Origin of the sequence: Mesorhizobium sp. M0060 (assembly GCF_040323155.1) — a bacterium.
Lineage (GTDB): Bacteria > Pseudomonadota > Alphaproteobacteria > Rhizobiales > Rhizobiaceae > Mesorhizobium.
This window is the reverse complement of the sequence record NZ_JAMYUP010000008.1, coordinates 18,702-39,169: the sequence shown is the minus strand read 5'-3', so window position 1 is coordinate 39,169 and position 20,468 is coordinate 18,702. Positions and strand designations below refer to the sequence as shown.

The window sequence follows — 20,468 nt, the reverse complement described above, 5'->3', positions numbered from 1 at the left end:
ATGGAACCACTCCCTGGAAGGCGCATCCGCCGCGACATTCTATGAACCTCGCGAGGCGGCAAACTGCGTACCCGGGCCACCGCTTTCGCGGCGGTCCGGGCACTGCGTTCGCACTGCTACTTGCGGTAGCCTAGGTTCTTCAGTTCCGCCTCGGCAGCGGCAGCCATCTGGTCGAGCCCATCGTCGGACGACACCTCACCCAACAGAATCTTGTAGAAGATCGGCGCCGTTGCTTCGCGTACCTGTGCATGGAACGGATAAGGAGGGGCGCCGGCAAACAGCTTTCCGTCGTTCTTGAGCATGGTGTAATAGCCGTTGAGCTTCTTATCCATCTCTATGACTTTAGGATCGTCGTAGGTTGCCGTGTTGGTGATGCGCGGCGCGGCGACCGCCCAATCGCCCTGGACCGAATCCTGGCCGATATACTGGAGGAAGAGAAGCGCCGCTTCCTTGTTCTTCGAGGTGACTGGAAGGCCGAAGGCGCCGCCGTCGTAGTAGCCGATATAGCCTTTGCCGGACTCGGCATCCTCCATGACCCCCGGTTCGACCGGCGGAAGGGCGACGCCGACATTGCCAACCACCTTCGACTTCTCAGCGTCCGAGGCGATCCAGGCGGCGTTCTCGCCATAGACAAGGCCCTGTGCCACACGACCCGCCGCGAAGGTGGTGGCGACTTCGGTCCAGGTGCTGGCCTGAGATTCCGGTGGCGCGATGTCGCGCAGATGCAGCCAGTATTTGAGCGCCGCCTTTGCCTTGTCGCTGTTCATCGCTCCACCATTGGCGACGGACGCGGCATAATTCTTCGATGCGTCGATGCCCCAATTGTACACGCCGAACGTCGGCGCGACCGATTCGAAGAATTCGTACCAGGAAGCCGGGTGACCGGTGTGCGCCTGAGCGGTCGTGCCCCACAATTCCTTGCCGTTGTCCTTGCCCCATTTGGTAAAGAATTCCGCGATCTGCGTGTATTCCTCATGGGTTTTGGCAGGAACCAAGTCCTTGCCGGTTTCCTTCTTGAAGGCTTCCTTGACGGCAGGATCATTGAACAGATCCGTCCGGTAGAGATAGAGCTTGATGAAAGCTTCCATCGGAATGCCGAACAGATCGCCGTCGCCGTTCTTGAAATAGTTCGCGAACGTCGTGAAGTGCGTCTCGTCGTAACCCGGCGCTTTCAGCGACGGATCGTCCTTCAGAGATTTCGTGATGTCGACCAGGAAATCACGGGCGAGATAGGCATAGATGATGTCCTGCTCGATATAGACCATGTCATAGATGCCGGTCTTGGCTTCCATGTCCTTGATCGCCTTGTCATACATCTGGTCCCAGGATGTGGTTTCAATCTCCACCTTGATGCCCGTCGACTTCTCGAACGCAGGCGCAAGAACATCCTTGATATAGTTCGAAGGCGGGGTGCTTTCGGTCACCCCGTGCAACGTAACACCCTTGTACTTTGCGCCGGCGTCTGACCAGAAATCGGCCTTGGCAGGCATCACGCTGGTCATTAGCCCCACTGCCAATGCGGCAAGGCTTATTCCGAGTTCATGTCTCATTTTTCACTCCTCCAACAGAATCTTGAATGTCAGTCCGTCATTTCGCAGTCATGGCAACGTTCCTTCCCGCCAGACCGGAAACCTCCTGGCCATCAAAGGCCTTGTGGCGGCCCCGCCTCGGCGATTTCCTCCGATCAACCCGGTGGTGCCTCCCTGCTTGATCCAAATTTAAGACGCCAGCGCACGGGCACTGGCCCTATGAAGATTCATCGCTTTCCGTGTCCGCACCCGAGCAGAAAACTCCCCTCAGGTGCTGGCCTTGGGAGGCAACCTGTATTTTCTGCTGTTTCGAATTGCCGGCTTGGTCTCAACTCACGGACCGAGTTGGCCATATTCATGCAAACGAGCACAGAAGAGCGCTATCGGCCCATCTGTCGCGAAGAGCGGAGAAATTGGATCACAGGGGCAAGTTAATTTCCTCCTCCACGTTTCGCTGGTTGGCAGCGTTATATGTTGTTCTTGTCCACAAATTAGACGATACGCGAATTCTGTCAAGCCACAAAACCCGCCGAGGCAGCGTCCCCCGGATTCCGCGTAATATCCGCGACATATTTGCGTGGATGATGCTCGATCCGGTTAGGAGTTGCCGCGCGCACCAGCATTTGTTGCGCCGTCGAGGACCTTGACATTTGTCACGATGGGCATTTTGTTGTCCTTGTCAACATTCACAGAGTCGCCAGTACCCAGGAGGAAACAGCCGATGCGCAGATTGGGCATTCATTCGTTCGTATGGACCGGCGGTGGCACTCAGGCCATGCTTGAAGAAGCGATGGAGAATTCGGCTGCGTGCGGTTACCGGCTGATCGAGTTTGCGTATCTTCAACCCGAAAAGTTCGACATCCATCGCCTCGCCAAGAAGGCTCAGTCGTTAGATCTCGAAATCGCCGTCACCATGGGCCTGCCCTTGAGCGCCGATGTGTCGAGCGAGGACGGCGCTGTCGTGAAGGCAGGTGAGGAATTACTCGCGAATGCAGTCGCGGCGGTGCGGGACATCGGCGGCACCAAGCTCGGGGGCATTCTCTATTCCGCGCATACGAAATACTCGACAATGCCGAGTGATCGCGGCCGCAAGAACAGCGTCGCAGCCATTGCCAAGACGGCTGACGCAGCAAAGAAGGCCGGCGTCGATCTGGTCCTGGAGGTCGTCAACCGGTTCGAGACGAATCTCTTGAACACGGCGGCTCAGGGCCTCGACTTCATCAAGGCGACCGGCTCCGATCACGTCACGCTCCATCTCGACACGTTTCATATGAACATCGAAGAGGCCAATCCAGCGGCGGCCATTCGTCTGGCCGGCGACAAGATCGGCTATTTTCACATCGGCGAAAGCAATCGCGGCTACCTCGGCGATGGGGTGATCGATTTCGATCGCATCTTCGACGCGTTGCTAGACATCGGCTATAGCCGCGACATCACCTTTGAATCGTTCTCCAGCGCCGTGGTCGATGAGGGTCTTTCCCTCGCATGCGCCATATGGCGCGACACCTGGACCGAGAACATGCCGTTGGCAAAGCATGCCAAGGCCTTCATCGACCTGAAAAAGCAAGAGGCGGTTCGTCGGCGAACGACGAATGCCCGTCCATAAGTCGAGGACAATCTGATTATGCGGCAGTGCGGACCCTCTGCCTAAGACGCCCTGCTCCGCGGTCTTCAGCGCTGTAGTGCTGTGGTTTTTTCGCTGTTCATCGGCAGCCTCGGATCCGTGAGACAGAAGCTTCGGGGGGATGCGTGTTCAATAAGATCGCGCCAGTTGCTGCACGCCTGCGCGGCGTGTACCAAGTGAGCGCGTTGTGGTTGCGTTCGGCTTGCGGACCGCAGGTAACCTGGAGAGACCTAAGTGAATGACCCGGCGCTGACCGCCAGTTCAAATCGCAGGATTCGACAAAACAATGAAGTGGCGGCTCTAAGAGCCCTTCATCAATTTGGACGTCTCACTCGAGCCGAACTCGCGCGCAAGTTACGGCTTAACCGCTCTTCGTCGGGGCATATCATCGCGAGCCTGACGGCTGACGGTCTGGTGCGCGAAGCAATTGAGGATCTGCCTGAACAAGCGGGCTATGCCCGAGCCGGCCGTCCCGGCATCATGCTGGAGCTTGTGCCGGATGCTATTTTCTTCCTTGGGGTCGAGATCGGTGTCGAGCATATCAGTACGGTAGAGATCGATCTTGGAACCAATATCGTTTCGACGAATGTGGAACCGTTTGATGGTCCGTCGATCAACGTAGAGGCCGCGGTCGACCGCGCCGTGAGGCTGGCTCTCCAATCTATTCCTGTGTCAAAACTGGAGCGATGTGAAGGCGTTGGCGTATCAACCCCGGCGCAAATGGACAAGAATGGCTTCGTCCACTTTGCGCCGCTTCTCGGCTGGCGAAATGTTCACCTTGCAAAGCTGGTGAGAGACGCCCTGCCGATTCGTGTTCCGGTCCTTGCCGAGAACGATGCCAACGCATTCGCCATCGGCGCGACTTACGGGCGCAGCGAGGTGCATTCCGGCGTCACGCTTTTTCTCGTTATGGAGAGCGGTGTCGGCGGCGGCATTATCGTTGACGGCAGCCTTTTTCGCGGCGCCAACGGGCTGGCGGGGGAGATTGGGCACTTGATTGTCAGCGACGCGCCAAGCCCGCGCCGCAATCTCGAACAACTAATCGGCCTTGAAAACATCATGGCCGAGTATCGCAAGACCTCCGCCCTCAGTGATCCGACATTCGGCAACTTCCTTTCCGATGTCCAAAACCGGTTGCCTAGCGCTGTCTCAATAGCCGAGGACTGGGCAAGGGCTTTGGCAATAGGCCTGGTGCAGACTTGCCGAATCATCGACGCCGACAAGATCGTGCTGGGCGGTTCGGTCGCCGCACTCTATCCCTTGATGGCTGCCAGGGTCACTGCACACATCCATGCCATACAGGAATCCAGTTTCCCGTTCCCATCGATCACAATGAATGATGAAGGAACTGTCGGTTCCGCTTTCGGTGCGGCCTGCATGTTACATCAGCGATATTTGTCTCTGCAAAGTCAGCGTTTCGCCGATGGTACGGCGGAACTCGAAGGGGCAGAGGGAGACGAAGGCTAATATCAGGTTCGGCACTGCCGAACCGATGCTGCTGCTCGGGCCACCTGTTTGATCGCAATTTAGAATGCCATTGTGGCCTGTCCGTCTCGATTGATTAATATGTTGCATAAAGCTACAAACATAATTAGTGTAGTCCCTGGAGGAGCATCGCGCATTCCCATCGTGGCCGTCTCGGGTTGTCGTTCGCTGTGGAACAGGATCAGCGAGCGGCCGCAACCTCCAGGCGCATGCTCCAGCTAAAAGATGTGCGCTAGCCGAGTTGTATGATGCCCGCAGATGCGATTTTAAGTCAGACCAAGCTCGCACCCGACGCACTAGGGCCGACCGTCGTCATCGGCGAGATCCTGGTGGAGATCATGGCCAAAAGTCGCGGCGACGGCTTTCTCGAGCCGATAGAGCTTATCGGCCCCTACCCCAGCGGCGCGCCGGCGATTTTCATCGATCAATGCGCCAAGATCGGCGGGTCGGCGGCAATCGTTGCATCGGTCGGCGACGATGATTTCGGCCGCATCAATGTCGAACGGCTCCGGTCTGACGGCGTGGACGTATCGGCTGTTTCGGTCAGTCAGGATTATCCGACCGGAAGCGCGTTTGTTCGCTATCGCAACGACGGCTCGCGCGACTTTGTCTTCAACATCGGAAAATCGGCGGCGGCCCTGGTGAGCCTGACGGTTGAAGCGAAGGCGCTGTTCGAGCGGGCTGGACACCTCCACGTCATGGGTAGCGCTTTTGCCATCCCGGGTATCTGGGAGACGATGGATTATGCCATCGGCGTCATCAAGCGGCGCGGCGGCTCCGTTTCACTTGACCCGAACTTGCGCAAGGAATTGCTCGGGCTCGGGCAGACGCAGGAGCGCTTCGCCAAGCTCGTCGACATCGCGGACCTTATCCTGCCCTCCGGCGACGAATTGTTCATGGCAGCTGGAGTTGATGGTGAATCTGCCGCGGTCATCGCGCTCTTTGGGCGCAGTGTGACGGAGATAGCCCTTAAACGCGGCGAACACGGATCAACATTCTTCGGTGCTGACGGCTCGCGGATTGATTGCTCGGCGTTCAGGGTTGCGGAAATTGATCCGACGGGCGCTGGCGACTGTTTCGGCGGCGCTTACGTCGCTTGCCGCCGTCTCGGCATGCCTGTGTTCAAAGCCCTGGAGTATGCCAATGCCGCGGGCGCTCGCAACGTTACTATTCAAGGTCCGATGGAAGGTGTCGCCTCGCGTCGGCAGCTTGACGAATTCATCGCCGTGACCCCGAGAAACGCTCGATGACCGGTCTCCTCAAAAACCTGGCGGCGGCGCGGCGCAATGGTTCGCCGATAGGCGTCACGTCGGTCTGCTCAGCGCATCCATTGGTCATCCGGGCAGCAGCGCGCAACGCTGCACGCTTCTCCGGCACGCTTGTGATCGAAGCAACCTGCAACCAGGTCAACCAGTTCGGCGGCTACACCGGAATGCTGCCCAGCGATTTTGTTCGTCTCGTCCAGCACATATCGGCAGAAGAAAAGCTTCCGATGGAAAGGATCATCTTCGGTGGGGATCACCTTGGGCCAAATCCGTGGCGCGGGGAACATGCCGGCGCAGCGATGGCGAAGGCAGAAGAGATGGTCACGGCGTACGTGTCCGCCGGCTTCCGAAAGATCCACCTCGATGCTTCGATGGGATGCGCCGGCGAGCCTGCCGCGCTCGACGACGCCACAACGGCGGAGCGTACAGCGCGGCTGGCCATGGCGGCAGAGCGCGCGGCGCGCGCCGCAGGAGATGAGGCGCCGGTCTACATCATCGGCACCGAGGTGCCGACGCCCGGCGGCGCCAATCATGCAATCAGCGACATTGAGCCGACCAGCGTAGCGGCGGCGACGCACACGATCGATGTTCATCGCGATCTGTTCCTGAAGCAAGGCTTGGCCGATGCGTTCTCACGCGTCATCGCACTGGTGGTCCAGCCCGGTGTGGAGTTTGGCAATGAGAATGTGGTCCTTTACGATTCCGCCAGGGCACGCGGGCTGACGCGGCTGCTCGAGCAGGAACCTAGCCTGGTCTACGAGGCGCATTCAACCGACTACCAGGGACGAACATATTTGCGCCAATTGGTCGAGGACGGCTTCCCGATCCTGAAAGTGGGGCCGGAATTGACCTTCGTCCTGCGCGAGGCGCTCTACGCGCTGGACCTTATCGCGACCGATCTTTTGCCGGGCTACGGAGCCCGTCCACTCTATCAGGCCATGGAGCGATTGATGCTGGCCAAACCCGGCAATTGGCAGGGCCATTATCACGGCTCGGAAGCCGAACAGCGCATCCAGCGCCACTACTCGTTCTCGGACCGCATCCGGTATTACTGGAAGCAGCCGGAGGCGGAAGCAGCGGTCGCGAGGCTGACCGCAGCCCTGCACGGCAAGACGGTGCCGCTCACGCTGTTTCGCCAGCATCTGCCCGCATTCGATGCGTTTGCAGGCAAACCGCTCGAGCCGACCTCGTTACTGATCGCCTCGATCCAGCGCAGCCTGGACGAGTACCGCTTCGCCTGCACGGGCGAGGCACTCAACACCGAAAGTAACCCGACGGATGGAGGACGAAGATGAGCGAACAACTCTCTGGAAAGGTCATTGCAATCACAGGCGCGGCATCGGGTATCGGCCTTGCTTGTGTCCGTGGTTGTCTCGATGCTGGCGCGCGGGTGGTCCTGATCGACTATGCGGATGAGAAACTGCGCAGCCTGGCTGCTGATCTCGGCGAGAACGCGATTCCTTTGAGGGTGGATCTCACCAATCCGGAAAGCGTGGCAGGCATGATGCCCGGCATTCTGGACAGGGTCGGTCACCTCGACGCCTTCCATGCCAATGCCGGCGCCTATATCGGCGGTGATTTCATCGATGGTGATCCGGACGCCTTTGACCGGATGCTGAACCTGAACGTCAATGCCGTATTCCGAACTATTCATGCGGTCCTGCCGCACATGATCGAGCGGGGCACGGGAGATATCGTGGTCACCAGTTCCGTGGCCGGCCACACCGCGGTGCCGTGGGAGCCGATCTACACCGCTTCCAAGCACGCAGTTCAAGCGTTCGTCCATGCGCTGAGGCGACAGGTGGCGAAGCACGGCATCCGTGTCGGCGCGATCGCCCCCGGACCGGTAATGACGCCCCTCGTCGCCGACTGGCCGAAGGAGAACCTCGCCCGGGCGATGGCGGCCGGAAATCTGTTCGAACCGAAGGAAATTGCCGAAGTCCTGCTGTTCATGCTGACCCGGCCGAGAACGGTTACAATTCGCGATATCGTCATTCTGCCGACCAACTTCGACATTTGACACGTAGCGTCTCGGCATCGAAATTCGAGGAGGTAGGCCATGTACCAAGCGCGCTTCAGGGTGGACAACGAGGTCGCCGTGGTGACCGGCGGAGGCAGAGGTATTGGCCTCGCATGCGCCGAAGCGTTGGGCGAGTCCGGAGCGCATGTGGTCATCATAGAGCCCGACGAGCAGATCGGCAGTGCTGGCAGGGATGCACTGACTGCGAAAGGCTACTCGGCCGAGCTGATGCTCGGTGACGTCACTTCGTCAACAAGGATGAGCGAGATTGCTGACACGCTCGCCGCTCGGGGGACGCCGGCTTCGATTCTCGTCAACAATGCCGGCGTCGGCAGCAGCGGCATTTCGTCGGAAGATATCAGTGATGAACTCTGGCTGTGGATGATGAACGTCAACATCAACGGCGTCTTCTGGTGCTCGCGCGCTTTCGGCCGCCACATGATCGCGGCCGGCCGCGGCTCAATCGTCAATCTGGGTTCCATGTCGGGCACGATCTGCAACCGGCCGCAGCCGCAAACACCTTACAATGTCTCCAAGGCGGCCGTGCATCACATGACCCGCTCGATCGCCGCCGAATGGGCGCCTCATGGCGTGCGGGTTAACGCGGTGGCGCCAACCTACATCGAAACGCCGATGGTCCTGGCGATTCCGGAAAACGCGCCGCGTATAGAAGCGTGGTTGCGAGACACGCCAATGGGCCGCATGGGCCAGGCGCACGAAGTCGCCAGCGCTGTCCTGTTCCTCGCTTCCGACGCGGCCAGTTTGATGACCGGAGCCGTCGTACCCGTCGATGGGGGATTTACGTGCTGGTAGGACGGTAGCAGCCAAGAGTTTCCTCGCGGTCACTTCTCTCACCGAAGCTCGAGCTCGAGAAGGTGGATGCGGCTTCGGCCGCCGGCACATCGCCTTAGGTAACCTCGGCGCCGATCGCAGCCAGCGCGAACCACGTCGAAATCCTTGTCCCCAACCAACAGTCGAGCCGCCCGCCAGGCACCGCCGACCAATGTAGATCGGCAATCTGTCAGCAAAATTAGTGACGCCTCCGCACGGGCGACGCTGGCCGAGCCCTGCTTCGAACGGTCATGCCGCCGCTGGGCGGTTCGCAGTCTCGCCGCGACTACCAGAAGGCTTGTATGCGCCCATTGCGATGGCGCGCACCTCCAGCGGTGTAGTCGAGCAGAGTCGCCTGCTTTCTAACTCATTCGAGGGAGACCGGGCGATCAGACGGCTCGCCGTCGGCTTAATGCCCATTGATATAGGTCATGGAATTTGTTTGTTGTTGCAGCCAACAAATTACAAGATCGGGAGGATAGGACGAAATGCTACCCCTTCATAATTTTCGTGGACTAATGACCTCGACGGATCTGTAGGATTTGCGCAGCCGCTCAGCTTGAGCTCAGCCATGGCTTGCCTCCCGGGCACCGGCACGTTTGGTCGTGTCGTTGTTGTTTTCGTCATCTTGCGCCATCGCCAGCGGCGCGCCTGGTTCGCCTTCCCACAGGATCAGGCTGGCGGCGCCGATCAGTCCGGCCTGATTGCCGAGTTGCGCCGGCACGATGGGTACGTCCCGGTAGGCGGGCATCGCCCGCTGCTCGACGACCGCCCTGATGCTTGGAGCCAAGAGGTCGAAACCGTTGGCGAGACCGCCACCCATTACGATCAGGTCCGGCGAATAGAGATGAAGCAGATTGGTGAAGCCGATGCCCAGCCAATTCGCCTCCGCCTCGATGAGTGTGCGCGCGCGCCCGTCGCCTGCACGCGCGGCCTCGACCACGTGCCTGGCCGAGACGTCGCCGTCGGCCGAAAGGCGCCGCAGCAGCGAGCCGTCGCCCGGCGCCGTCAGCGCCGTGGCGCGCCGCCCGAGCGCGGTTCCGGAGGCGACCGCCTCGAAGCAGCCGACGGCGCCGCAGAAGCAGCGGTCGCCTTCGCCGGTGATGGTCATGTGGCCGATCTCGGCCGCCAGCCCGCGCCGGCCATGATAGATGTGACCCTCGGCAACGACGCCACCGCCAATGCCAGTCGACACGGTGACGAACACCATCGACCCGGTGCCACGCCCGGCGCCGAAGCGCCATTCGCCGAGTGCTGCGGCATTGGCGTCGTTCTCCAGCCGCACCGGCAGACCGAAATACTTGCCGAGAATGTCGATCAAGGGCACGTCGTGCCAGCCAGCCAGTGTCGGCGGTGCGATCACGATCCCGGCCTTGGGGTCGAGCGGCCCCGGTGCGCCGACGCCGATGCCGGCAACCTTGGCCTGTGGGTGCTGTGTCAGAAGGTCCCCGGCCAGCGCGATGATCTGGCCGATCACCGCTTCCGATCCCGCGATCGCCATCGTCGGGGCCGAAACATGGGCGATCACGTGGCCGCCGCTCTCGACCAGCGCGCCGCGCAGCTCCGTTCCGCCGAGATCGAAGGCAAGCGCCACCTTTGTCATCAGGCGGCAATCTCCAGCCCATGCAGCCAGGCCATGCGCTGCGCAAGGTCGGGGTCGCCGAATGCCAGCGATCCGAGCACCACGGTTTCGGCGCCGGCGGCGCGCAGGCGGGGCACCGTTTCGTGGCGGATGCCGCCATCGGCAGCCAAGATGATTTCGTTCTCTCGACCTGCTTTTCGCATCAGCGCCCGTGCCTCGATCAGGCGCGGGCCGGCCTGGTCGGACAGGCTCTGGCCCTTGACGCCGATGGATGTGCCGAGAAGCGTCACGAAAGCCACTTGCGACAGGAAAGGTTTGACCGCGGCCACCGGTGTTTCCAGTCTCAGCACCACCCCGGCCTCGACGCCGAGCTCACGCGCCAACCGCACGGCGCGTAGGCCGGCCTCGCCGTTTTCCGCATGGACGCTGACAAGATCGGCGCCGGCCTCGATGAATTGGCGCGTCTGCTCCTCGACGATCTCCGCTTCAACCATCAAATGCACATGGATCGGCTTTGCCGTCAGCATGGCGATCCGCGCCACCAGGTCCGGAAAGAACAGGAAGCCGGGGGTGAAGCGGGCGTCCGCGACGTCGATGTGGTGGAGGTCGACAAAGGGATCTATGCGCTTCAGGTCGCGCTCCATATTGGCGAGGTCGGCCGACCACAGCGAAAACTCGCCGAGCAACCGGTTGCGCGGAAGGGCGGCGATGGCAGCGGGGCCGGACAGGGATTTGGTCGTCATAACGGGACAAGGCTCCGGATGTTGAAGTGAGCGTGAAGGAAGGTCGTGATCTCAGCCTGCAGCTCGGCGAAATGCCTGACGCTGTCGAGCGCCTTGGGAGAGATTTCCGCAAAGGTCGCGCCGGGGATCGCCGTGGCAAGCGTGCGCGCAGCCGGCAGCGGATGCACCGCATCCATGGCGTTGCCGATGACCAGCGTGGGGACGCCAAGGGCAGCGGCGTTGCTTTCAGAAACGCCCGGTCCGTCGGCGGCGATGTCGGCGAGGACCTGCGCGAATGGCGCGGCGTCCGGCCGGTCGAAATAGCCGAGTAATGAGGCGAGATTGTCGGGCGCGTGGCGCTGCAGGCGCTCGGCGGTTTCCGATTGCGCGAAGATCGTCCTGGCCTTGTCGGGGCCGTGGTCGAGGATGAGGCCGGCGACCTCGGCGATCGGCCGCAGGTTCACCGGCGCGCTGTCGAAAATCCAGGCCGGGCGTACAAGCAGCAGACCCGCGATGCGGTCCGGGTGGCGACAGGCAAGGCGCAAGGCAATGGCGGCGCCCATGGAAACGCCGCCGGCGACGAAACGGTCGAGACCGGCTTGATCGGCGGCGGCAACAACATCGTCCGCGAACATGCTCAGGGAAAACGGACGGCGGCTGCCCAGTCCGGAGGCGCCGTGCCCCCGGCATTCCAGCGTGATGCGCCGGAAGTCGGCACCGGCCGGGAAAGCCTGGGCGATTTGCGCCTCGCCGCCGCCCAGCCCATGCTGGAAGACGACGGCAAGCCCGTTGCCATTATCAGAAATCCGAAGCGTGGCGTCGTCGCGAAGCAGAGCGGCCAGGCGAGCCATCAGGTCAGCCCCATCAGGAAGCGAGCAACCCCTGGTGCCTCTTCGGCCGAGAGGCCATGCGTGACCAGCGGCCCGTCAAAGCCTGATGACTTCAGCCTGGCGACGAAATCCAGGAAATCGACGACGCCCCTGCCGGCGGTGGCAAAGCGGCCGTCGGCCAAGCGGTCCTTGGCATGCGCCATGGCGACGTGGCCGGCGGTGCGTTCGACGGCGGCGGCCACGATGGCGCTTGCTTCCTCGGGGCTCGCCTGCTCGAACAGGTTGGCCGGATCGAGCACGACGCGCAACCGCTTCGAGCCCATCTCGGCGATGAGGCGCATCGCGTCCTGCGCCGAGGTCACGATGTTGGCCTGTTCGGGCTCGATGCCGAGATCGACGCCGTGACGCTCGGCGAGTTGAAGCGCCTTTTCGATCTCGCCCGCCATATCGTCCCATGCCTCACGGTCGGCGTTGTTGGGGTGATACGCCCACTGATCGTCCGCGTTGCGCGTTCCCGTGCACAGGGTGACGAGCGGAACAGCAAGGGACGCCGCGGCCTTGATGACCACGCCAAGCCGGCGCATGCCGTCGTCGCGCACCGCGTTGTCCGAATGGGCCATGTTGTAGGTGCCCGACAGCGCCACCAGGGCGACGCCGGAGGCACCGGACGCCGCCGCGATGGCGCTGATGGCACCGTCAGGCACCGCATCCGGCATCGACGGCAGGCCGGCACAGGCAAGGTTGAACTGGGTGACGGCAAATCCCGCGTCGCGCACCGCCGCCAGCACGCCGGCCGGCTCGCTGCCCGGAAAGGTCCTGGCGAACACCCCGACCTGCATCAGACCGCTCCCGTGACGGCAGCGATCTCGACGCGCAGCCCGCTCTCCACCGAGCGGGCGATCGCCACCATGGCGCGGATCGAGGCGAGGCCGTCCTCGACATCGGCGCCGCGCAGCGGCGCGCCGTCGAGGACCGTGTTGGCGAGGCCTTCGAGTTGCCGCCTGAAGAAATGGCCGTCGGCGCCAAGCGGCTTTCGCGCCGTCGCATCCTTCTCGTGAAAGATGTCGACCTCGCTCGCTCGGAAATACCAGGGATTGAAGGTCTTTGCGATCACGGAGCCGTTCTCGCCATAGAGTTGAAAGCCTTCGTGCCAGTCCATGCGGACGGCGACGGTGAGGTCGAGATGGCCGAGCGCGCCATTGGCGAATTCAGTTTCGACGAACCAGCAATAGGCGCCGAAACGCTCATTGAGGCGGGCGCGCACCGCGACAATCTCGCCGCACAGGAAACGTGCGGTATCGACAAGGTGCGAGCCGTGCGCGAGCATGAAATACTGCCTGAGGTCGGCCTTCGGATTGCCGGCCGGCTTCTTTGCCAGCTTGCTGGTGACGGGCAGCGGCTGCACCGCATCGGTGTTGGTGTAGCGATGCGTGGAATCGCAATACCAGGCCTTCAGCGCCAGGATCTCGCCCATCTCGTCGCGGACGAAGTCGCGCGCCGCCTCCAGTGCCGGGTCGAAGCGCTTCATATGGCCGACTTGCAGCACCTTGCCGGAGCGCTTGACCGCATCGGCGAGCGTCTCGCCCTCTTCGACCGAGACGCCGATCGGCTTCTCGCACAGCACGTGCTTGCCGGCCCCGAGCGCCTTGATCGACATCGCAACGTGATAGGCGTCCGAGGTCGCAACGATCACCGCTTCCAGTTCAGGGTCGGCGAGCATCTCATCGTAGTCGCCATACATTTTTTCGGGCTCATAGGTCGCGCCCATGCGCGCCAGCAGGTCGGGAGCGGCATCGCAGATCGCATAGAGGTCGGCATTCCGGGCTTTCACGCAGGATTCCAGATGGGCAAATTGCGCGATCGGCCCGCAGCCGAGCACACCGACACGAAGGCGACGGTCTTGCTTGCGGATCATGGTCTCTTCCTCAGGCGCCGTAGCCGCGCATCGTCTGGCGGTTGGTCTTGACCGCGGCCGCCGGATCGGCGGCGGCGGTCTCGGATTCCTCTTCCAGCACCAGCCAGCCATTGAAGCGTGGCGCTGCACTGGCGATGTCGATCACCGCCGCGGTATCGCAGACGCCCTTGCCGAGCATCGCCCATGTGCCGCTGGCATCGACATCCTTCAGGTGCACGTAGCGGATGCGGTCGCGATAGGTGGTGAGCGTATCGGCCATGTCTTCATGGCCGCGCAAGATGTGGCCGGTATCCGGCACCCAGCCGACGAGCGACGGATCGACCAGCCCAAAGATCCGGTCGTAGTCGGCGCGATCGAAGAGCAGCGTGTTGTGGTGCGAACTCGGATGCACCGCGACCTGGACGCCCGCCTTGCGCCCTAGCTCCCCCGCCTTGTTGTAGACCTCCGCGGCGATGGCAAATTTGTCGTCGCGCGGGCCGTCGGAGACGACTGTCGCCGAGCCCATCGACACGAGCGTACCCGGAAAGGCGGCGGCGAAGTCGATCCATCGCTTCGCGGTCTCGAGGTCGTTGCCGATCTTCTCCTTGAGCGTAAAGCCGCTCTTGGAACCGAAGGCGAAGGAGACGAGCGTCAGGCCTGACGCCTTCAGCGCGGTCGCGAACTCCGCCGGCTTGTCGGCATATCGGCCGATCATCGCGTCGGTGATCTCGATGCCGGCATAGCCGCCATCGGCGATCGCCTTCAAGAGATCGTCCGGGCCGCCGGCAAAGCGCTCTCCGAGCATTTCCCAGGTAAAGGTCTGGCAACCGACTTTCAGGTCTTTCACGATCGTCCTTTCATTCCTTGATGCCGCCCTGCGCTAGCCTTGCGGTTCTGCCATTCGTTGAAGGCCTTGATCAGGTCGCCAAAGGTTTCCTTGCCGAAGAAGGCGGCGCTGGCAAGCTGATTTCGGAACGTGATTGCGCCCGCGCCGGTCGAATGCCGAGACCCGTGCCGAGCGCTGCGGCGCCCAGCATGCCGGCGCCGATGAGAAATTGCCGGCGATCGGCGATGGTGACGCGAGCCACAGGCTTCGTAGCGGCGGTCGGCCGTTTTTCATGTCAGTCATTTCCTCCTCCTGAAGGCTGGGCGCCTCCAATGTTGCGCCAGGATTTTCGCATGTTCTGCAAAAATTTTACGCGCGTCAATATTTAAAGTGCTGTATAGCGAGCTGTGATTGCGGCTCGCCACCGATTCAGCGGCCAGCCGAAATGTCATCGCGTTGGGAGGCAGACTCGAAAATGCAAGGAAAATCAAAGACGAAGCTCGGTATCGGCGTTGTCGGATGCGGCAACATCTCGATGACTTATCTGCGCAACGCGGCGCTCTTCGGCTGCGTCGAGTTGCGTGCATGCGCCGACATTTCCACCGAACTGGCGGCGCTGCGCGGCAGCGAATACGGCACCCGGACGGTCAGCGTCGACACGCTCCTAGCCGATCCGGAGATCGACCTTGTCCTCAACCTGACCACCCCGGCGGCGCATTTCGACATCTCGTTTTCGGCGCTTTCGGCGGGCAAGCATGTTTTCACCGAAAAGCCGCTGGCAACCTCGGCCAGCGACGGCCGCCGGCTTGTCGCCGAGGCGGCGAAGCGCAATCTGCTCCTAGGCTCGGCCCCCGACACTTTTCTCGGCGCAGCCGGACGGCGGGCGCGCCGCCTGATGGACGAGGGCGCGATCGGCCGCGCGGTCACCGGCACCGCCTTCATGATGGGGCGCGGCATGGAGCACTGGCATCCCAATCCGCAATTTTACTATCAGCCGGGCGCCGGCCCAATCTTCGACATGGGCCCCTATTACCTGACCATGCTGGTCAACCTGCTTGGGCCGGTAGCACGCGTGATGGCGATGGCGACTCGGGGACAGGAAGAGCGCCTTATCACCGCCGAAGGTCCCTACAGGAACACCAGTTTCAAGGTCGGCACGCCGACCAACATCCTATCGCTGCTGGAGTTCCGCTCGGGCGCCACCGTCACCTTCGGAGCCTCCTGGGATGTCTTCAGACACTCCAATCACCCTATCGAACTGCACGGCACGGAAGGCTCACTGCGCCTGCCCGATCCTGACACGTTCGGCGGCACCGTATCGCTTTCGGAACGCGGCGCCGACTGGGCCGACTTCCACAGCGAGAGCGAGCTCTACGGGGCGCGCAACTGGCCTTACGCCGCGCCCGACCGCGCCAACTACCGCATGCTTGGCGTCGCCGATCTGTCGCGTGCGCTGACGACGGGCAGAAAACCCCGCGCCTCCGGCGATCTCGCTTTGCATGTGCTGGAGATCATGGAGGCGATCCTCGCTTCGGGAGAAAGCCGCGAGTCCGTCGCCGTCAACGGGACAGTCGACCAGCCGCCGCTTCTTGGCGAGGACGAGGCGACGAGCCTGCTTGCCTGACGCGTAGGATCCGTCGATGACTACGTTGCTTTCATCACTTCTCGATCCAGAAGCCCGGCATGTGCTCGACCTCGGCCGACAGGCTCCCGTGCGGCCGTTCGAGGCCGGCACGCCTGAAGAGGCGCGGCGCGCCTATGAGGAGAGCTTTCCCACACTGCAGGGTGAACGCGAGCCGGTCGCCTCGCTGAACGAACGCTTCATCGACCGGCCTAGCGGCCCGTTGACGCTCAGGATCTATCACGGGCGACGGGCGGCCTTGGCCAGTGCCCCCGCGCTGCTTTATCTGCATGGCGGCGGCTGGGTAATCGGCAATCTCGATTCCCATGACGAGATCTGTCGCTGGTTTGCCAACATGGCGGCCTGTGTGGTCGTCTGTCCCGACTATCGGCTGGCGCCGGAACACAAATTCCCGGCCGCCATCGAGGATTGCCGCGCAGCGTTTGCCTTCATGCAAAGTGCGGCCGACGATCGCGGCATCGACGCGGAGCGGGGCGCTGTCGCCGGCGACAGCGCCGGTGGCAATCTCGCTGCGGTGCTGTGCCTGATGGTGCGTGGGAGCAAGAATCCGCCGACCGTGCAATTGCTGTTCTATCCGAACACGGATGCCTCGCAGACAGCGGACAGCTATCGCCGTTTTGCTGAGGGCTATGGTCTCACCGCGGCAACGATGGCCTGGTTCCGCGACCACTATGTCAACCATGCCGGGGATATCGACGACTGGCGCGTGTCGCCGCTGAAGGTCGCCAGCCTTGCCGGCGCAGCACCAGCCTTTGTCGCGATCGCCGGTCATGACATTCTCATTGACGAGGGTGAGGCTTACGCAAAGCGTCTGCAAGATGACGGCGTGCCTGTCGTGCTGAGGCGCTGGCCTGGCCAGATCCACGGCTTTGTCTCGATGGGCCGCCATGGTCCGGCCTCGCGGCAAGCCGTCGGCGCGGCGGTTGCCGCGTGGCGCGGCTTCGATGGAAAGCTCAGGCCGATTGACGCATGACCAGCGTCGCGTCGAGATTGACCTTGGCGGCAACCTCCGCTCCATCCTCGTTCAGCAGGGCCAGCAGCGTCTCGACGCTACGTCCCGCCATGGCGGCGAAGTCCTGCGCCATGGTGGTGAGGCCTGGACATGTGTAGCGGCTCAGCGGGTGATCGTCATGAGCTGCGACACGCAGGTCGCAATCGGCCTTGCGACCGACCTTGAGGCCTTGCGCGTAGGCGGCCGCCATCACGCCGAAGGCGAGACGGTCGTTGTTGCATAGAATGGTCTTGCCCGGCAGACCGCCATTGCCGAGCATTTTTTCCATTTGCTCGTAGCCGATCCGTTCGAAATCCCATGTGTAGTCGTCGGTGTTGCCGATGACGACAGGCTCATGCCCGAGCCGCTTCATAGAAGCGATATAGCTTTTCAGTCGTTCTGGCGAGTTGTGGTTGACGTGCGGGATATCGAAATAGACCGGGGCGTCGCCGGACCGGCACAGATACTCGACGATGGTCGAGACGCTCTGGGCATTGTTGTTGCCGACGAACGGCGTTCCGCCTTCGAGATAGGTGTCGAAATAGACCACCGGTATGGCCTGCGTCAGCTTCTCCAGCGTGCGGTGGTCCGAGCGCAGGCCGAGCGGCGCGATGAGTGCACCGGAGACCTTCAGCGACAGGATGGTTCGCGTTGCCTCCACTTCGAGCTCGCGCGAGCCGTGCGAGGAGATCACGATCGGCCAGTAGCCTTCGTCGCGCAGCCTGAGTTCGATGCGGCTGACCATCTCCGAATAGAAGGGGTCGGCCACTGTCGGCACCATGATGCCGATGCTGCGGGTCCGCTTGCGGTTCAGGTTGCGTGCAAACAGATTGGGCTGGTAGTCGGACGAGCGCAGCGCCTCTTCGATACGCTGCCGTGTCGCGGGCTTGACGCTGGTCGGATCGTCGAAATATTTCGACAGCGTCGGCCTGGAGACGCCGCAAGAGCGGGCAAAATCCTCCATCGTCTTGTGCGTCGTCGGCATTTCAAACGCCTCGCGTTCTGGACATCCAATCACTGGGTTGCCCTAGCGCTGCCCCAGGGTACCCGCATCCGGTGCGCTGCCGTGCAACGGCAAGGCAAAATTTTACAGAGAGCTTCAGCAGTTTCAACGCGTATCGCTGAATTTTTTCACGCGTAAATTTATTAGTTGACGCGAAAAGTACAAGCCATATTGACTCCGGATATCGGTTGCCGCCAGGCAGAATTGCACGCGACTGAGAGGGGTCGAGAAGCTGGTCTCAGCCGGCGAGATCGAGCTTCGGCGATTGACGCAGCGTCGGCGCCGAGATGCTGAGGGCAGCAACAGCGCGCTTTCCGGTCTAGCGCGATATGAAGATCCTTAATGTGCTAAATTTGTCTTCGTACTCCGAAACGTCGGTTGCCAATGGGACACGCTGCCAATTCTGGGCACCACAATCCGGAAGGCACCTACACATAGCGCACTTCGACTCCCAGCTTGTCCAATCGACTGCGAATCCCATAGGGCATAGCGGTGTCGGTGATGATCAGATCGACACGTGACAACGAAAATGCCTTGGATGAGGCGCCAATATCCCATTTGCTTGAATCCGCCACAAGGATCACGCGCCTGGCCATACGAACCAGATTGCGTTTTGTGCGCGCAATGTCTTCTGAGACATCGACGACATCGAATGACTGATCGATCGCATGCGCGCTGAGGAACGCTTGGTGGGCCACAAGGCCGCCCACAGCCCTGTCAAAATCCGACACGATCGTGCTGACCGTCGAGGGATAGACCCGACCGCCTATCATATGCACGTCCAGCCCAGGGCGATACATCAGATGCTGTGCAATGTTCATCGCGGTTGTGGCTACTACCACATTGTTGACCGGGGGCATCTGCATTGCGACCTGCAGCAACGTCGAGCCGCTGTCGAACACCACGGACTGGTTGTCTATGATCTGGCGCGCCGCCATCTGCGCGATACGCCGTTTGGCATCGAAATTGCGAGACATCCGCTCTTCGAAGGCCGCCGCGGGCGAATCAGCGGGCAAGGCGATCGCACCGCCATGCGTTTTGATCAACTGCTTTTTTGCATCCAGAATTTCCAGGTCGGACCTGATGGTCACCTCGGAGACGCCGAAGTTTTCCGCCAGTTGGCTGGTACGCGCCTGGCCGGTCCGCTGAAGCGCGAGCATGATCTGATGTCGCCGTTGTTCCGCAAGCATGTGTAACCCCGAATTGCTGTTTGGATAGCTGCACGCCAACCTTTCGAAAATCGAATAGGAAACCGGCTTGCGTTTGAGAATTCGACGGATACCGCCTCACCGCAGCGAACGCTAGCCGTTGCAGTTGCAACCTATATCGAAACGAAAGAAATCGAAATATTGAATATTGTTTTGCTTTCGAGTTAGGGTCCCTCAACGTCAGATCAACAATTGCGAAGGGACTGCACTGATATGGGCCTTGGAACTAAAATTCGCTTGTCGCGGCTGTTCTCGCATCGATCTGGGAACCTGTTCGGTGGTGCCGTCGACCATTTCGTAGGTTACGGCAACGTCCGCGAGGGAGGCCTTGCGGATCTGCCCGGCGCGCTCAAGCGGGTGATGGCCGGAGAGCCAGATTACATCAGCATTCAGCCTGGTGCGGCGCGTCATTTGTGGCCGGCTTACGCCGGCAAGGCAGCGCTGGTCATTCAGGCGGGATGCTTTACGCCCGACGATCGGATCAGTCAGTTGATCGCGACGCCCGAAGATGCAGTGCGCTATGGTGCCGATGCGCTGGCGGTCGCCATTCCGGTGCGGGGCGATACCGAGGGTCACTACATTCGTTGGCTTACCGATACGGTCAACGCGGCGGCTCGTTTCGAAATGCCGGTCGTTGCACATGTTTATCCCCGCGACTATTCAAACGGCTGCAAGATCGTCTTCACCCCCGACGAAATCGCCTACGCAGTGCGGATTGGTTTTGAGACCGGTGTTGACGTGATCAAGGTCGGATACACCGGGGACTTCGACTCATTCAAGGAAACCGTGGCCACTTGCCCGGTTCCCATCGTTATCGCCGGCGGTCCGAAGACCGAGGATCTTCTGGGCGCTCTCACCCAGACGTCTGAAGCCCTGCGCGCCGGTGCGAAGGGTGCCGTCGTGGGGCGCAATCTGTGGGGGCACGGTGACACCACGATGGCAGCGCGTGCATTCAAGTGCGTCATTCACGATGGGATGGCGCCGCAAGACGCTTTGGCGGCTGCGGGCACGTGAGC

Annotated in this window: 18 protein-coding genes; 9 read left to right on the top strand and 9 right to left on the bottom strand. The window is 61.6% G+C overall.

Going from position 1 to position 20,468, the window contains the following annotated elements; genetic code table 11:
- Positions 1-116: 116 nt before the first annotated feature.
- A complete protein-coding gene (locus NKJ94_RS10470; protein ID WP_352524758.1) occupies positions 117-1,550 on the bottom strand; it encodes an extracellular solute-binding protein in 1,434 nt (477 codons plus the stop codon).
- Between the two features lie 700 nt (positions 1,551-2,250).
- On the opposite strand from NKJ94_RS10470, the gene NKJ94_RS10465 reads away from it, so the two are divergent.
- The 6 genes from NKJ94_RS10465 (at position 2,251) to NKJ94_RS10440 (ending at position 8,736) form a co-directional block, all read left to right on the top strand.
- Positions 2,251-3,135, top strand: a complete 885-nt coding sequence (locus NKJ94_RS10465) for a sugar phosphate isomerase/epimerase family protein (RefSeq protein WP_352524957.1) — start codon at positions 2,251-2,253, stop codon at positions 3,133-3,135.
- A gap of 252 nt (positions 3,136-3,387) precedes the next feature.
- Positions 3,388-4,620: an ROK family transcriptional regulator gene (locus NKJ94_RS10460; RefSeq protein ID WP_352524756.1), complete on the top strand. Its 1,233-nt coding sequence runs from the start codon at positions 3,388-3,390 to the stop codon at positions 4,618-4,620.
- 266 nt (positions 4,621-4,886) lie between these two features.
- On the top strand, positions 4,887-5,888 hold the full coding sequence (locus NKJ94_RS10455; protein WP_352524956.1) for a tagatose kinase: 1,002 nt from the start codon (positions 4,887-4,889) through the stop codon (positions 5,886-5,888).
- The gene (locus NKJ94_RS10450; protein ID WP_352524754.1) at positions 5,885-7,198 is read left to right on the top strand and encodes a D-tagatose-bisphosphate aldolase, class II, non-catalytic subunit; all 1,314 of its coding nucleotides are present in this window, start codon (positions 5,885-5,887) and stop codon (positions 7,196-7,198) included. The genes NKJ94_RS10455 and NKJ94_RS10450 overlap by 4 nt, the downstream gene beginning before the upstream one ends.
- The gene (locus NKJ94_RS10445; RefSeq protein ID WP_352524752.1) at positions 7,195-7,923 is read left to right on the top strand and encodes an SDR family oxidoreductase; all 729 of its coding nucleotides are present in this window, start codon (positions 7,195-7,197) and stop codon (positions 7,921-7,923) included. Before NKJ94_RS10450 ends, NKJ94_RS10445 begins: the two co-directional genes overlap by 4 nt.
- Positions 7,924-7,962: 39 nt before the next feature.
- Positions 7,963-8,736, top strand: a complete 774-nt coding sequence (locus tag NKJ94_RS10440; protein ID WP_352524750.1) for an SDR family NAD(P)-dependent oxidoreductase — start codon at positions 7,963-7,965, stop codon at positions 8,734-8,736.
- A 583-nt stretch (positions 8,737-9,319) separates the two neighbouring features.
- Here the strand turns inward: NKJ94_RS10440 and NKJ94_RS10435 are convergent.
- The 6 genes from NKJ94_RS10435 to NKJ94_RS10410 are packed head-to-tail and all read right to left on the bottom strand — an operon-like array spanning position 9,320 to position 14,587.
- Positions 9,320-10,357 (bottom strand): ROK family protein, encoded by a 1,038-nt coding sequence (locus tag NKJ94_RS10435; RefSeq protein ID WP_352524748.1) that lies wholly within the window; start codon positions 10,355-10,357, stop codon positions 9,320-9,322.
- A complete protein-coding gene (locus NKJ94_RS10430) occupies positions 10,357-11,079 on the bottom strand; it encodes a ribulose-phosphate 3-epimerase (protein ID WP_352524746.1) in 723 nt (240 codons plus the stop codon). The genes NKJ94_RS10435 and NKJ94_RS10430 overlap by 1 nt, the downstream gene beginning before the upstream one ends.
- Positions 11,076-11,909, bottom strand: coding sequence for an alpha/beta fold hydrolase (locus NKJ94_RS10425; RefSeq protein WP_352524745.1), 834 nt, complete (start codon positions 11,907-11,909; stop codon positions 11,076-11,078). The genes NKJ94_RS10430 and NKJ94_RS10425 overlap by 4 nt, the downstream gene beginning before the upstream one ends.
- On the bottom strand, positions 11,909-12,727 hold the full coding sequence (locus NKJ94_RS10420; protein ID WP_352524743.1) for a sugar phosphate isomerase/epimerase family protein: 819 nt from the start codon (positions 12,725-12,727) through the stop codon (positions 11,909-11,911). Before NKJ94_RS10420 ends, NKJ94_RS10425 begins: the two co-directional genes overlap by 1 nt.
- A complete protein-coding gene (locus tag NKJ94_RS10415; RefSeq protein WP_352524741.1) occupies positions 12,727-13,803 on the bottom strand; it encodes a Gfo/Idh/MocA family protein in 1,077 nt (358 codons plus the stop codon). The genes NKJ94_RS10420 and NKJ94_RS10415 overlap by 1 nt, the downstream gene beginning before the upstream one ends.
- A gap of 10 nt (positions 13,804-13,813) precedes the next feature.
- A complete protein-coding gene (locus NKJ94_RS10410; RefSeq protein ID WP_352524954.1) occupies positions 13,814-14,587 on the bottom strand; it encodes a sugar phosphate isomerase/epimerase family protein in 774 nt (257 codons plus the stop codon).
- Positions 14,588-15,083: 496 nt separating this feature from the next.
- Here NKJ94_RS10410 and NKJ94_RS10405 point away from each other — a divergent pair, with 496 nt between their 5' ends.
- On the top strand, positions 15,084-16,232 hold the full coding sequence (locus tag NKJ94_RS10405) for a Gfo/Idh/MocA family protein (RefSeq protein WP_352524739.1): 1,149 nt from the start codon (positions 15,084-15,086) through the stop codon (positions 16,230-16,232).
- A gap of 16 nt (positions 16,233-16,248) precedes the next feature.
- Positions 16,249-17,223, top strand: a complete 975-nt coding sequence (locus tag NKJ94_RS10400) for an alpha/beta hydrolase (RefSeq protein ID WP_352524738.1) — start codon at positions 16,249-16,251, stop codon at positions 17,221-17,223.
- Here NKJ94_RS10400 and NKJ94_RS10395 read toward each other — a convergent pair.
- Positions 17,204-18,226: a LacI family DNA-binding transcriptional regulator gene (locus NKJ94_RS10395; RefSeq protein ID WP_352524737.1), complete on the bottom strand. Its 1,023-nt coding sequence runs from the start codon at positions 18,224-18,226 to the stop codon at positions 17,204-17,206. The genes NKJ94_RS10400 and NKJ94_RS10395 overlap by 20 nt on opposite strands.
- 446 nt (positions 18,227-18,672) lie before the next feature.
- Positions 18,673-19,434, bottom strand: a complete 762-nt coding sequence (locus tag NKJ94_RS10390; RefSeq protein WP_023680295.1) for a DeoR/GlpR family DNA-binding transcription regulator — start codon at positions 19,432-19,434, stop codon at positions 18,673-18,675.
- A 231-nt stretch (positions 19,435-19,665) separates the two neighbouring features.
- Between NKJ94_RS10390 and NKJ94_RS10385 the strand changes: the two genes are divergently transcribed.
- A complete protein-coding gene (locus tag NKJ94_RS10385; RefSeq protein ID WP_352457857.1) occupies positions 19,666-20,466 on the top strand; it encodes a beta/alpha barrel domain-containing protein in 801 nt (266 codons plus the stop codon).
- The last annotated feature ends 2 nt before the right edge of the window (positions 20,467-20,468 follow it).